We start from the raw sequence: 12,733 nt of genomic DNA, 5'->3' as shown, positions 1-12,733 counted from the left end.
ACTGACACCTGATCACCAATCTTTTTTACTTTTCCATTATTAGATTGGCAGGGTCGGTCGGCGTGTTCGCTCAAGTCTTTATTGTTGCAGTCAGTTGGCACTCATTCGCCATATCAGTGCCGCGCTGGCGCTCTTTTACCAGGGCTCTGGCTTGCCTGAGATACACAGCTTGAGTTTGGCATCCATATCGAAGCGCCCGGCGCAAAGCGGCGCTGCTCGCTGACGCAACTGAGCAGTACCCGCTCCACCGGAGGGAAGTCTGATTGCCACTCATGGGAGTATCTGCCTTGGGTAAGAGGTTTAAGCTGCATCTGGGGCCGAAAACCGAGGCTTGGTAGGGGAATTATCCTGCCAATGGCGCAGATGGCAAGCAAGGATTGGTTACAGTAACGGTTTCAGGATTGACCTTTGTCGTCAATCATGGAACCCTATCGGCATTCTTGGGCCATACAGAGCAAAGTGCAGCATGGGGTTTTCACTCGGTGTTAACCGCTTCTCCCTCAGAGACAGGGCGCTGGTGTCATTGATCATCAGTCTGCTGGTGATTCTGCTCTGTTTTGGTCAGCAGCTTTCGCTGTTTGGCTCCTGCCCGCTCAAGGCTCAGCATCAACTGACGCAACTTGGTGTTGATACTGCGCCGACTCACGCCAATGATGCGGGTAAGGCGCAGCTCAATGAAGAGCCCTGCCATCTGTCTTCCCATATGCTGAACCTGCAACCTGTGGTACTGCAACTGGGACTCACGGCCCTGTTGCTGTTTCTGCTGTTGCTCAACTGGCTCGGCAGTACCCGACCTTTCAGTGTTTATCTCTCTCACCCCATAGTCTCCAAACGAAGGCGACACTCAGTGTTGTGCGTGTATCTGGAATGAAAACATCCTGAACTTTTGCCGGTTAACACCGGGTTCTGATGTTTTGTTTTGGAGCTAATTTCATGTATTTAAAAAGAATATGGCATGCCTTCGCGGTATGTCTGATGCTGCTCAGCCAAGTTGCATTGGCAGAGCCGCTGAGCAGTGGCTGGCTCAAGCACCCGGATCATCCTCCGGTTAAGGTGCAACTGACACTGGCCGATGTCGATGCCGGCCAAGTCGGTGAGCTCAACGCCTTGCTGGATGTGGCCCTGAGCGGCGACTGGAAAACCTACTGGCGCGCGCCGGGGGAAGGCGGGATCCCGCCGACTCTGGACTGGTCCGCCTCGGAGAATATTGCCACGGTCGACTGGCACTGGCCGTTGCCGCAGCGCTATGTGTTGCAGGGCATAGAAACTCTGGGTTACAAGGGCGATACCCTGTTTCCACTGACTATTCGCCTCAAGGATCCCGGGCAGCCGTTTCGGCTCAAGGGCACCCTGACCCTGTCTTCCTGCACCAATGTCTGTGTGTTGACCGATTACCCTGTGGAGCTGAGCGGTCAGGCCGCCGGGCTTAAGGCCGATGATGGCTTTTTGCACCAGTGGGGCGAGGCGATGGCCAGGGTGCCACAGGGCAATGGCGGCGCGGTATTGCAGTCGATTGTCTGGGATGAAAAACAGCAGTTGCTGCAACTGGCCATAGAGGCTGCTAGCCCCTGGCAGCAGGCAGATCTGTTTCTGTTCGGCGAGGATGAGACAGTCAGTGAGCTGATCTTCTCCCGGCCGCAGATCCAGACAGATGGCAAACGGCTGATCGCCACTTTCGGGGTCAAACATTGGCTGGGAACGCCGGAGCTGGAGGGCAAGCCGCTGCTGATTCACCTGGCCGACACACACCTTTCGGCCGAACTGAGCGGCGCCATCGCCACAGGGCATGTTGCCAAGCCGCAGCCGAGCCTGCCGCTGTGGAGCCTGTTTCTGATGGCGCTGGCTGGCGGCCTTATTCTCAACATCATGCCTTGCGTATTGCCTGTGCTGGGCATGAAGGTGCACGGAGTCATGATGAGCAGCCAGGGCAGTCGCAGTCAGGTTCGCGGCCATTTTATGGCTTCGGCACTGGGTATTTTGCTGTCCTTCTGGTTGATTGCCGCCGGTCTTAGCTTGCTGAAGTTGTCCGGTCAGTCGCTGGGCTGGGGGATACAGTTCCAGCAGCCCTGGTTTATCGGCTTTATGGTGCTGCTGACCTGGGGCTTCGGCCTCAATCTGCTGGGGGTGTTTGAAATCAACCTGCCTTCCAAGTGGCAAACCCGCCTGGCCGGTGCCGGTGATGATTCGCGCCTCGGCCACTTGTTGCAGGGGATGCTGGCTACACTGCTGGCTACGCCATGTACCGCGCCGTTTCTCGGTACTGCGGTGGCTTTCGCTCTCGGCGCCGACTACCCCATGCTGTTTGCCCTCTTCAGCGCCATGGGGCTGGGAATGGCCTTGCCCTGGTTGATGCTGGCGTTGTGGCCGACGTTGGCGCAGCGTTTACCCAAGCCCGGGCGCTGGATGAACTGGGTCAAGCCTGTGTTCGCGCTGATGATGCTGGCAACCTGTCTCTGGCTACTGAGTCTGCTGCAAAGCTTCTTCTCCGTTGCGGTCATCTTGGGGCTGGGCGCCTTGATGTTGCTGCTGACACTGGGACTGCTGGGCAAGCGTTACGGCACTCAGGTAATGGTGTATGCCATTGGCGGCAGTTTTCTGTTTGCCAGCCTGGCGCTCGGGGTAGGTTATCTGACACGGGATGCCTGGGTCAGCCCGCTGCCTTCGGATCACCATTGGCAACCGCTGAATTTGGTGCAGCTTAAACAGGCGGTCGATGAGGGCAAGACAGTGTTTGTCGATGTCACGGCCGACTGGTGCATTACCTGTCAGGCCAACAAGGTGGGAGTGCTGCTGCAAAACCCTGTCTATGATGCCCTTGGCGATGACAGAGTGCTGCTGATGCGTGGTGACTGGACCAAACCCAGCGAGGAAATTACCGCCTACCTCAAGGCCAATGGCCGCTTTGGGGTGCCTTTCAATCAGGTCTATGGCCCGGGAACCCCCGCCGGTAATCCATTACCGGTAATTCTCAGTAGCGATGGGGTATTGGCGGCCTTGGCCGAAGCGGAGAGCAGACAATGACCCAGAAAAATAAACCGGCCCACAAGGGGCTTCAATGGCTCAAGACCCTGCTTGGCTATGGGCTATTCATTCTGGTGGTGAGTGTTGCCCTCGATGCTTTTCGCAGCCGCGAGATGCCGGAAACCTTGCCACTGCAAACGGTTCAGAGCCTGGCCGGCAGCCAACTGGATATCGCCGCCATGAGTATGGAGCGCCCGGTTATTTTGTACTACTGGGCCAGTTGGTGTGGCGTCTGCCCCTTGGTGTCCGGCACTGTCGATGGTTTCAGTGACCGCGAGCAGGTGGTGACTGTGGCGCTGCAATCGGGCAATAACACCCAGGTCAAGCAGTACCTGCAAAACAAGGGCTACGGCTTTGAGGTAGTCAATGATCCCAGCGGCGCCTTGGCGCGCTCCCTTGGAGTGTCGGCGACACCGACGCTCTTGTTTATTTATCAGGGCGAAATCCGCAGCAGCACCACAGGAGTCACAAGTTGGCCGGGGATCTGGCTGCGACTCTGGCTGACAAAAATGAATTTAATTTGAGGAATAACAAGATGAAGTATTGGATAGTATTGAGTGCCTGGCTGCTGGCGGCCAGCGGCAGTTTACAGGCGGCAGAGCAGCAGCTGAGCCAACAAGAGGAACAGCAATTGGGGCAGATCCGCAGCATTTTGCTCAAGCATCCGGAGATCATTCCCGGCGTGCTCGGCAGCATAGAGTCTTATGTGGAGCAGCGGCAGTTGCAGCAGCAAGCGCTGGCCAAGCACAAGGACTGGTTGTTCAACAACCCGCAGATGCCGATTATGGGCAGCAGTAAGCCCGAGTTACAGCTGGTGGTGTTTACCGATTACAACTGCCCCTACTGTAAGCGGATGGAACTGGAATTTGCCAAGCTTTTAAAGGAGTTTCCAAACTTGCAGGTGGTCAATGTGTTTGTGCCATTGAGGCAGATAAAGGCCCAGGGCACTGAGCTTTCCTCCGGCGGCTTTGCCCTCGAAGTCTGGCAGCAGGATCGCAAGGATTTCCCCCGGGTACATGAACTCTTGATGGCCAAGAATGGTATGCACACAGAGAATTCACTGCAGCAGGTCGCCAAGGCCACGGGCACTGAACAATACCTCAAGCCCAGCGGCCGCGCCGACGAGTTGATGCATACCAATGTGAGAGTCTTCTCTGAACTGGGCTTTGGCGGCACGCCGACACTGCTCATAGGTGATGAAGTGATCCCCGGCTATATCGACTATGCCACCCTCAAGGCCGTGGTACAGCAGGTGCTGGAGCGCCAAGGGTAATTGGCTTGCGGCCGTTATCGCCTTTCTGGGATAATTGCCCGTCGCCGGGGCGAGCGCCCCGGCTTTCCCCGCACAGATGATTAAGAGTCGAGATGAAACACGTAAGCCTGCAGCTGACCGAAGACGGGTCACATACTCTATTTAATGCCGAGCTCAATGAGACCTACCACTCCCACAAGGGGGCGTTGGCCGAATCCCGTTATGTGTTTATCCATGCCGGGCTCGAGCAGGTGTTGCAGGACTTTGACCATCTGGCGATTCTGGAAGTGGGCTTTGGCACCGGGCTCAATGCCCTCATGACCCTGGGTAAGGTGCTGGAGCTGACAAAGGCGCGTCAGCACAGTGGCTTGGCGCCGCTGCCGGTGCGTTATGTCACCATAGAGCCTTATCCCTTGTCCGCCGAGCTGATTGAGGGGCTGAACTACAAGGGCATGCTACCCGACTGGTATGCGCCGCTGTTCGATGCCTTGCACGCCGCCCCCTGGGATCAGGATGTGGAAGTCATGCCGGGTTTTGTGCTGCGTAAGGTCAAGGGCAAACTGGAGCAGCTCGAATGGCAGGGCGAACCCTTCAACTTGGTGTATTACGATGCCTTCGCCCCCAGCAAGCAGCCGGATGTGTGGGCGCTGGATAACTTCAAAAAGTGTTATGGGTTGCTGGAGCAGGGCGGCTTATTGGTGTCTTACTGCGCCAATGGTCAGTTCAAGCGAGATCTCAAGGCCGCCGGTTTTCAGGTAAAAGCTTACCCGGGAGCCCTGGGCAAGCGCGAGATGACCCGCGCCTGGAAGTTAGACCCGCTTTAAGCTGCGACGCAGGCCGGGCAAGGCCTCCAGCGAGCACAGCAGCAGTCCGGCCCAGATGAGGGAGAAACTCACCAGTTTCACCTCGTCAAACACCTCTCCAAAGATAACCACCGCCAGCAAAAATTGCAGGCTGGGCTCAATGTATTGCAGCAAACCCACCATGGACAGACTCGTGTATCTCAGCGCCAGGCTGAATAGGATCAGCGGCGCCAGCGTCACGGGCGCCGAACCGATATAGAGCATAATGCCTTCGCTGCCGCCAGCCAGTGCGGCGCTTTGCTCTGTGCCCAGCAGATAACAGAGGTAGCCCAAAGCAAAGGGAGTCAGCAGCAGTGCTTCCAGGGTAACCGAGGTGAAGGAGTCAAAGCGGATAAACTTTTTCAGCAGCCCGTAGAGGGCAAAAAAGCTGCCCATCACCAGAGACAACCAGGGCAAGCTGCCGTATTGGTATACCTGCCAGCCTATACCGGCAATGGCCAGTACCACCGCGGCCAGTTGCGCCTTACTCAGCTTGTCGCCGAGGAACAGTACCCCCAGAGCGATGGCAAACAGAGGGTTGATAAAGAATCCCAGGCTGGCCGCCAGTACCTGACCATGGGTCAGGGCCCAGGTGAAGCTGACCCAGGAGATACACATGATAAGCCCGGCGGCAAAGCACAGCAGCAATGAGCGTTTATCACGCCACAGCGCGCCAAAGGCAGGTAACGGTCGTCTCAGCAGAACAAAGACCAGCAGCATAAAGGGCACAGACCAGATGACCCTGAAGGCCAGCAACTCAAAGATGGCCGCATCCGGCAGCAATTGATAGTAGAGGGGTAATATTCCCCAAAGCACGAAAGAGAAGGCCGCCAGAGCGTTTCCCTTGAGAGAGCTGGACATGATTGTCACCGAAACAACACAATACTCGGATATGGCGGTTATTCTGGCATGGCCTTTATAAAAGGGAAGTGAATTAACTCACTGTTTAAAAAATCTTTTCATTCTTTAAACCCAGCCCGCTGCGAGAGAATTCATTCTCGGACTTTTAAACTCTATTTGTGCCTTTTTTGATTGGCCTCAGAGCTTTCAAAATGATCTTGGTCATTTGGGGAAAGGGCGGCGTTCTTGATGGCGAACAGACAGAGTGAGTCGGGGAAAGTGGGCAGCCAACTCTGCTCCTCATCGATTCACTCAAGCTGAGTATTGGTGCGTCTTTCAGTCTGAAACTGTGAGGCTATTCTTTTATCTGAGACTATTATTTTACACCTGTTGGACTTTGCATCTGTTACTCGAGTCGCTAGAGTATCAAGATTTTCTGATGAACAGGATGGATAGATGGAACCCGGATTCTGGCATGAACGCTGGCACAAACAGCAGATAGGTTTTCACCAGCAGGATATTAACCCCTTCTTGGTAAACTACTGGTCCACACTCGGGCTTAGGGGCAATGAGCAGGTTTTTGTTCCACTTTGTGGCAAGTCTTTGGACATGTGTTATTTGGCCGAGAAGGGCCATGATCTGCTCGGCTGTGAACTGAGCGAGTTGGCGGTAAGGCAGTTCTTTGAAGAGAATCGCCTTGCGTATCAACAAAAAGCCTTTGGCGAACTGCAGGCTTTTTCCAGCGAACAGATGACCCTGTTACAAGGCGACTTGTTTGCATTACAGGCTCAGCAATTGGCGTCGGTAGGTGCTTTCTACGATAGGGCAGCGTTAATCGCTTGGCCTGAGGAGATGCGTTTGCAATATGCCGCCAAGCTGGCTGCCTTGTTGCCGATTGGTTGTTGTGGCCTGTTGATCACTCTGGAATATCCTCAGGATATGCTCAAGGGGCCGCCATTCAGTGTGACCCGGGAGTGGATAAGGGAGCATATGAGCCAGTGGTTTGAGGTCACTCTGCTGGAGCAAGCCGATGTGTTGGCCGATAACCCCAGGTTCATTGCCAAAGAGGTGCCTTGGCTCAACGAGAGTGCTTATCTTTTGAAACGTAAATAAGTTTCTCTGGCGAAGATAAGCGTTGAAGGCGTGAACAGCGCTTGGTTAAAAGCTCGATAAACAAAAAGGCGACCCTGAGGTCGCCTTTAGTTCAACAACTATCTCAACAGAGATTAGAAGTCGTAACGTACACCCACGGTGAATACGTTGTCGTCTTCCAGGTCAAACTTAGCACCATTAGTGTCTTTGAACTCGCCTTGGTAGTTTGCGTAGTGAGCAAACAGCAGAGTAGACTTGGCTACACGGTAGTCGGCACCAACAGTGATGTTGGTGATTTCGGCATCATAAGCTGTCTTAACAGCAGTGCCATCAACTCCGATGTTCTGGAAATACTTACCGAAACCGGCTTCGTCATAACCGTATTGCAGCTTCAGGTTAACGCCGTTCAGGTTGTAAACTACGTTCACGAAGTAAGTGTTGTTGTCGTCAGAACCGTCAACGATGCTTTCAGAGTTCTGGAACAGACCGCCCAGTTTGAAGTCACCCAGCTTAACTTGGCCTACGGCACGGTATGCATCGATACCACCAATTCCCTTGTTGTAGGCGATGGCAGCATAGTAGTTCTGAGCTTTCAGCTTTTTGTCACCGATAGTGGCGCTCAGAGCGTAAAGCTCATCAGCTTCAACAACATTACCATTAGGATCTTTAACTGTCTGGTAATTATCATCCATCAGGTAAGTGGCGTTCAGAGTGATCAGGTCAGCGATCTTTGGTGAGTAGTACCAAACACCGTCACCGCTACGAACTTGGCCGCCAACCATACGGTCGATATCCGCGTTGGTGTTACCGAATGCGTCTACGCCGCCTTCAGCTTGCTTGAATACTGTGTCGTTACGACCGACCAGTACAGTACCATATTTGCCTTTCGCACCCAGGTAAGTGTTACGGGCTTTGAAAGTGTCGCCAGAACCAGAAGTGTTCTCTACTTGGAACTCCATCTGATAGATGATGTCTATACCATCAGTCAGCTTCTCTGAACCTTTTACACCCAGGTGTGAGAAGTTGTTTTCGATATAAGTGCCATTTTCGCCTTCTTTCACACCGCTAGTGCCAGTCTGAAGTGTGCTACCTTGGTCAGAGTTAGTAACAGCCAGATCCAGACGGCCATACAGAGTTGGGCCATCAGCCAGTGCACCGAAAGAGGCTGCGGCCAGAACTGTTGCTACTGACGCAGAGATAAGGGTCTTCTTCATGTGTTGTGCTCCCTAGAACCTGAGTTCTATTCCATGTATTTATGGTTATTTAACAAACGAGTGTTCCTGGATTTGTAGCGGACATCCTGTCCGTCACAAAGCTGCGCTGATTCTTACAGTTTTGTTTGCTCAAGATTGTGGCCTAGATCAAACTTTTTGCCCCATTCTTGTGGGAAAAGCCTTAATCTGTGACCAAAATGTCCATTTCGGTTAGAAACTATTCAACCGCCATTGTTCACAAAATCAGCATAATCATCTTTTCGCTATAAAAAGATAACTTTGCAGTATGAAGGACTGTATCAGCTGGTTATTTTTAATAGATCAAATTGTAAATTAGTGATAGATGAAGTTTTAATAAAAGTGAAATTTTTCATCATAAAAATGATATTTATGTGCTCTGGTTCTCATTTAGGCACCCAAGCCGGCCAGTGGCAAACTCTGCCTTATATAGCCAACTAGCTGTCCCGGTTCACTCCATGATGCCCTATCTATCCCTAAAAGAAGCTCTGCATTTACTAAGCCGTTTATATCCATAAGCCCAAGCAAAACACACCCGGGATATACACACTCTCTTACTCGGCTTGGGGATAGCCGGGTATTCGGCTAAAATGCCGCCGAAGATAATTGGGAACCAAGTTATGCAAGATACAGACACAGAACTGCTGGAGTCCGAAGCCTATCAACAGCGCTTTGGCGGCATTGCCCGTTTATATGGTGTTGCTGCACTGGCAGCCTTTTCCAAGGCTCATGTAATGGTGATAGGTATAGGTGGCGTCGGCACTTGGGTTGCAGAGGCTTTGGCCCGCAGTGGAATAGGGCACATCAGCCTGATGGACCTAGACGATGTGTGTGTGACCAATACCAACCGTCAGATCCATGCTTTGGCAGACACCATAGGCGAGTCCAAGGTCGCCGTGATGGCGCAGCGGATTAAGGCGATTAATCCTCTATGCCGGGTGGATGAAATAGAAGACTTTATTGCAGCAGATAATCTGAGTCAGTATCTGGCACAGGACAAGGGCATAGACTTTGTGGTGGACTGCATAGATGCGGTAAAGCCCAAGGCGGCCTTAATCGCCTGGTGCAAACGCAATAAGATTAAGTTGGTGACTATTGGCGGTGCCGGCGGTCAGACAGATCCAACCCAGATCCAGCAAACGGATCTGGCCAAGACTTTTCAGGATCCATTGCTGGCCAAGGTACGCAACTTGCTGCGTAAAGAGTATGGTTTCAGCAAGAATCCACAGCGGCGGTTTGCTGTTGATGCCGTGTTTTCCAGTGAACACCTCAAGTATCCCCAGACGGATGGCAGTGTCTGTTCCACCAAGGTTGGTGTCGAAGGCAGCATGAGAATGGATTGCTCCTCGGGATTTGGTGCCGTGACCATGGTGACCGGCAGCTTTGGCTTTGTGGCAGCCAGCCGGGTGTTGGCGCGCTTGGCGCAGGAAGCCAATAATCCAGGCGATAATGCGAAGCCTGAATAAACAGCACAAAACATGATCTGAGTCTAATGCAGCAGGTGTCTGGATTGTTAGAATCCAGACACTTTTTCGCTACAGATATTCAGCTTATGCGACAAGCGCTGCTCAATCGTTTCCTGCGGTATGTCAAACAGGATACACAAGCCGATCCGAACTCCCAGTCTATTCCCAGTTCCCAAGGTCAGGTGGCCTTTGCCAGGCAGTTACAGCAAGAACTGCTCGAGTTGGGATTTGATGATGTCTTCCTCAGTGAATCATGCTGCCTTTATGCCAAATTAGCGGCGAATACTGCCAAGGTGCCGGCAATCGGCTTTTTGGCTCATATGGATACGGCGGCAGATTACTCCGGCGCCGGGGTAAAACCTCGGGTGATAGATGACTACCAAGGGCAGATCATTGAACTGGAGCAGGGGGAAGCGCTTAGTCCTGAGCAGTTTCCTTCTTTGCTGAACTATCTCAATAAAACATTGATCACTGCCGATGGCACTACGCTATTGGGCGCGGATGATAAGGCAGGCATAGCCGAAATCATCACGGCGCTGCACTATCTATTGCAACACCCTGAAATTCCCCATGGAGAGATCAACCTCTGTTTTACGCCCGATGAGGAGATAGGGCGAGGTACTGATGGCTTGGAGCTCGAGCGTTTCGGCGCCGATTGGGCCTATACAGTCGATGGTGGCGCAGTTGGCGAACTTCAATATGAAAACTTCAATGCCGCCACTGCGGTGATCACCGCCAAAGGCAATAATTGTCATCCAGGCAGTGCCTATGGGGTGATGGTCAATGCCTTGACCATGGCTGCCAGATTTCACGCCAGAATGCCACTCAATGATGCACCCGAGACCAGCGAAGGTTATCAGGGCTTTTTCCATCTGTTATCCATGGAAGGCCAAACAGAAGAAGCCAGGTTGGTGTACCTGATAAGGGACTTTGATAGGGCTCAGTTTGAGCAGCGCAAGGCCTGGCTGCAGGAATCTGTGGCCAAATGCAATGCCGAGCTGCAGGCCGGTAGCCTGGAGATTAGCATCAGCGACAGTTATTACAATATGAAGGACTGCATCTTGCCTGTGCCTCATGTGACAGATATTGCCTGTCAGGCGATGGAGATGGCCGGTATCATACCGGATATCAAACCTATCCGCGGCGGCACTGACGGTGCGCAACTGTCCTGGAAGGGGCTGCCTTGCCCCAACATCTTTGCCGGCGGCCACAATTTCCATGGCAAACATGAGTATGTGTGCCTTGAGTCAATGGAAAAGGCGGTAGAGGTGATCATCAATATCGCCAGGTTAACCACCCAAAGATACGCCGAGTAATCTAAATAAAGAGTTCTACCCTGTCGTCATCGGCGGGGCGGGACTCTATCACAGCCGGGAAGCGAACCCGAAAGTGTGCGCCGCCGAGGCTGGAGTCATTGAGAAGGGTGATATTGCCCTTCAGTAGTGTGACGGCATTGAAGGCCGCCGCCAATCCAAGCCCGGTGGCGCCGGTTCGTCTGCTGGTGGTAAAGAAGGGCTCAAAGATCTGGCCGGCAATCTCGGGGGCAATTCCCTTGCCATTGTCTTCGATATCCAGCTGTAGTTCTTGACCCTGCTGTTGTGCGCTGATGCTGATCTGATGGCCGGTATCACCCTCAAAGGCGTGAGCATAGGCATTGGAAAGTATGTTGGTCACTATCTGCTTCAGCAGGCTGTGGCTGCTGGTAAGCCAAAGATCGGCTTCGACCTGGATCTCCACATCTACCTGGAATTGCTTGAAAGATAGCGCTACAGCATCGGCAAATTCCTGCAATACCTGGAGTAGCAGCATCTGTTCGTGCACGTCATTGCCTTGCTCGGCAGCAATCGCCTTGAACTTCTGGATCAGGTTACTGGCGCGGGTAATGTTACTGATGATCAGTTCACAGCTCTGTTGATATTCGTTGAGAATGGCATTGAGCTCTTCCAGCGTAGCGCCATCGTTTTGCAACAGTTCAACCAATTCATTGATATGCTGCAGCTGACTACTGGCAGCGGTGAGGCAGATACCTATCGGGGTGTTTATCTCATGGGCGATGCCGGATACCAGACCGCCGAGCGCGGCCATTTTCTGCTGTTCGACCATCACCTGTTGAGCCCGTTCCAACACCAACAGCGACTGTTCAAGTTCTTTGGTTTGTTCTTTGACCTGCCTTGCCAGCTCATCTTTATAACTGCGTTCCAGTTCCAACAGTCTTTCCCTGTCACTCAGAGCTTCTTGCAGTTCGTAGCGGGAGCGGTTCAATTGTGTGAAGGAGGCGCGCAGCTGTTGCTGCATCAAATTGATGGCCAGGGCAACCTGGGTAAATTCATCCTGTTTGTCCCGGCGCTTAAACTGCAGTGGTTGATAATCCTGCTCCAAATCGAGCTCTGAGCAGTACTCACTCAGTTGCAACAGGTGCCGGGTAATGGTGGCCCAAACCAGATAGAGAATGAAACCGGCCACCAGAAAGGTCTTGATACCATTGGCCAGTAGTATCAGTAAGGCCTTGTTCACCAATCTGTCGTAGATTTTGGAGAGATCGGCTTGAACTCTCAGCTCACCGACATTGAAATTTTGGCTGCTGGTCTTGTGCACCAACGGAAAGCGCTTCTCTATTACACCTTGGTCTCTGTACTCGCCGGCGGTCCATTCTTTACCACTGTCATCTTCTATGACCACATAGCTGGTATCCGGCAGTTGGTTGAGTCCGTTGAGTTGGGTCTTGATAAGCCTTTCATCTATTACCCAGATACTTGCCGCCAGCACATCCAGGTTGGCTTTTTCAATATTGGCAAACTCATCGTTGATTCGGCCAATGTCACCCTTGTAATCGGAAACCAACTGCAAACCTGTGGTCACCAGAGTGATCAGTGAGCTGAACAAGATAATAGCCAGAGTCAGCCTGCGGCCGATGGGACTACTGATGAGCTGCTGCATAAAACCGGGCATTAATTTCAACTATCTTAAGTGCTTGCTGTGGATAGCTTT

Annotated in this window: 12 protein-coding genes; 8 read left to right on the top strand and 4 right to left on the bottom strand. The window is 52.8% G+C overall.

What is annotated here, in order from left to right:
• Positions 1-135: 135 nt before the first annotated feature.
• Positions 136-270, bottom strand: a complete 135-nt coding sequence (locus tag CX650_RS20370) for a PH domain-containing protein (RefSeq protein WP_167388637.1) — start codon at positions 268-270, stop codon at positions 136-138.
• A gap of 196 nt (positions 271-466) precedes the next feature.
• Between CX650_RS20370 and CX650_RS09655 the strand changes: the two genes are divergently transcribed.
• The 5 genes from CX650_RS09655 (at position 467) to mnmC2 (ending at position 5,097) form a co-directional block, all read left to right on the top strand.
• Positions 467-871, top strand: coding sequence for a hypothetical protein (locus CX650_RS09655; RefSeq protein ID WP_071476745.1), 405 nt, complete (start codon positions 467-469; stop codon positions 869-871).
• 62 nt (positions 872-933) lie between these two features.
• Entirely contained in the window at positions 934-3,021 is a 2,088-nt protein-coding gene (locus CX650_RS09650) for a protein-disulfide reductase DsbD family protein (protein ID WP_101095679.1), read from the top strand.
• Complete coding sequence (locus tag CX650_RS09645) at positions 3,018-3,545, top strand: protein disulfide oxidoreductase (RefSeq protein WP_071476747.1); 528 nt, start codon at positions 3,018-3,020, stop codon at positions 3,543-3,545. The genes CX650_RS09650 and CX650_RS09645 overlap by 4 nt, the downstream gene beginning before the upstream one ends.
• Positions 3,546-3,556: 11 nt before the next feature.
• Positions 3,557-4,294: a DsbA family protein gene (locus CX650_RS09640; protein WP_101095678.1), complete on the top strand. Its 738-nt coding sequence runs from the start codon at positions 3,557-3,559 to the stop codon at positions 4,292-4,294.
• A 92-nt stretch (positions 4,295-4,386) separates the two neighbouring features.
• Positions 4,387-5,097, top strand: a complete 711-nt coding sequence (mnmC2, locus tag CX650_RS09635; protein ID WP_028779528.1) for a tRNA (5-methylaminomethyl-2-thiouridine)(34)-methyltransferase MnmC2 — start codon at positions 4,387-4,389, stop codon at positions 5,095-5,097.
• Here mnmC2 and rarD read toward each other — a convergent pair.
• The gene (gene rarD / locus CX650_RS09630) at positions 5,083-5,976 is read right to left on the bottom strand and encodes an EamA family transporter RarD (protein ID WP_071476749.1); all 894 of its coding nucleotides are present in this window, start codon (positions 5,974-5,976) and stop codon (positions 5,083-5,085) included. The genes mnmC2 and rarD overlap by 15 nt on opposite strands.
• A 435-nt stretch (positions 5,977-6,411) precedes the next feature.
• On the opposite strand from rarD, the gene CX650_RS09625 reads away from it, so the two are divergent.
• A complete protein-coding gene (locus tag CX650_RS09625) occupies positions 6,412-7,068 on the top strand; it encodes a thiopurine S-methyltransferase (protein WP_101095677.1) in 657 nt (218 codons plus the stop codon).
• A 113-nt stretch (positions 7,069-7,181) separates the two neighbouring features.
• Here the strand turns inward: CX650_RS09625 and CX650_RS09620 are convergent, their stop codons facing one another.
• On the bottom strand, positions 7,182-8,261 hold the full coding sequence (locus CX650_RS09620) for a porin (protein ID WP_101095676.1): 1,080 nt from the start codon (positions 8,259-8,261) through the stop codon (positions 7,182-7,184).
• Between the two features lie 638 nt (positions 8,262-8,899).
• Between CX650_RS09620 and tcdA the strand changes: the two genes are divergently transcribed.
• On the top strand, positions 8,900-9,745 hold the full coding sequence (gene tcdA, locus CX650_RS09615; RefSeq protein WP_101095675.1) for a tRNA cyclic N6-threonylcarbamoyladenosine(37) synthase TcdA: 846 nt from the start codon (positions 8,900-8,902) through the stop codon (positions 9,743-9,745).
• Between the two features lie 86 nt (positions 9,746-9,831).
• Positions 9,832-11,061 carry a peptidase T gene (pepT, locus tag CX650_RS09610; RefSeq protein ID WP_101095768.1) on the top strand — a complete coding sequence of 410 codons (1,230 nt, stop codon included), beginning with the start codon at positions 9,832-9,834 and terminating at the stop codon, positions 11,059-11,061.
• 1 nt (position 11,062) lies between these two features.
• Here pepT and CX650_RS09605 read toward each other — a convergent pair whose 3' ends face one another.
• Positions 11,063-12,694, bottom strand: a complete 1,632-nt coding sequence (locus CX650_RS09605) for a sensor histidine kinase (RefSeq protein WP_101095674.1) — start codon at positions 12,692-12,694, stop codon at positions 11,063-11,065.
• Positions 12,695-12,733 lie beyond the last annotated feature (39 nt).

The sequence above is a fragment of the Shewanella indica genome (assembly GCF_002836975.1).
In the GTDB taxonomy this organism is placed as follows: domain Bacteria; phylum Pseudomonadota; class Gammaproteobacteria; order Enterobacterales; family Shewanellaceae; genus Shewanella; species Shewanella indica.
This window is presented reverse-complemented; position numbering and strand designations above follow the sequence as displayed.

Bases quoted from the DNA above. Each gene is read 5' to 3' on its own strand.
- CX650_RS09655 (WP_071476745.1), top strand. From the start codon at position 467: ATGGGGTTTTCACTCGGTGTTAACCGCTTCTCCCTCAGAGACAGGGCG.
- CX650_RS09650 (WP_101095679.1), top strand. From the start codon at position 934: ATGTATTTAAAAAGAATATGGCATGCCTTCGCGGTATGTCTGATGCTG.
- CX650_RS09645 (WP_071476747.1), top strand. From the start codon at position 3,018: ATGACCCAGAAAAATAAACCGGCCCACAAGGGGCTTCAATGGCTCAAG.
- CX650_RS09640 (WP_101095678.1), top strand. From the start codon at position 3,557: ATGAAGTATTGGATAGTATTGAGTGCCTGGCTGCTGGCGGCCAGCGGC.
- mnmC2 (WP_028779528.1), top strand. From the start codon at position 4,387: ATGAAACACGTAAGCCTGCAGCTGACCGAAGACGGGTCACATACTCTA.
- rarD (WP_071476749.1), bottom strand. From the start codon at position 5,976: ATGTCCAGCTCTCTCAAGGGAAACGCTCTGGCGGCCTTCTCTTTCGTG.
- CX650_RS09625 (WP_101095677.1), top strand. From the start codon at position 6,412: ATGGAACCCGGATTCTGGCATGAACGCTGGCACAAACAGCAGATAGGT.
- CX650_RS09620 (WP_101095676.1), bottom strand. From the start codon at position 8,261: ATGAAGAAGACCCTTATCTCTGCGTCAGTAGCAACAGTTCTGGCCGCA.
- tcdA (WP_101095675.1), top strand. From the start codon at position 8,900: ATGCAAGATACAGACACAGAACTGCTGGAGTCCGAAGCCTATCAACAG.
- pepT (WP_101095768.1), top strand. From the start codon at position 9,832: ATGCGACAAGCGCTGCTCAATCGTTTCCTGCGGTATGTCAAACAGGAT.
- CX650_RS09605 (WP_101095674.1), bottom strand. From the start codon at position 12,694: ATGCCCGGTTTTATGCAGCAGCTCATCAGTAGTCCCATCGGCCGCAGG.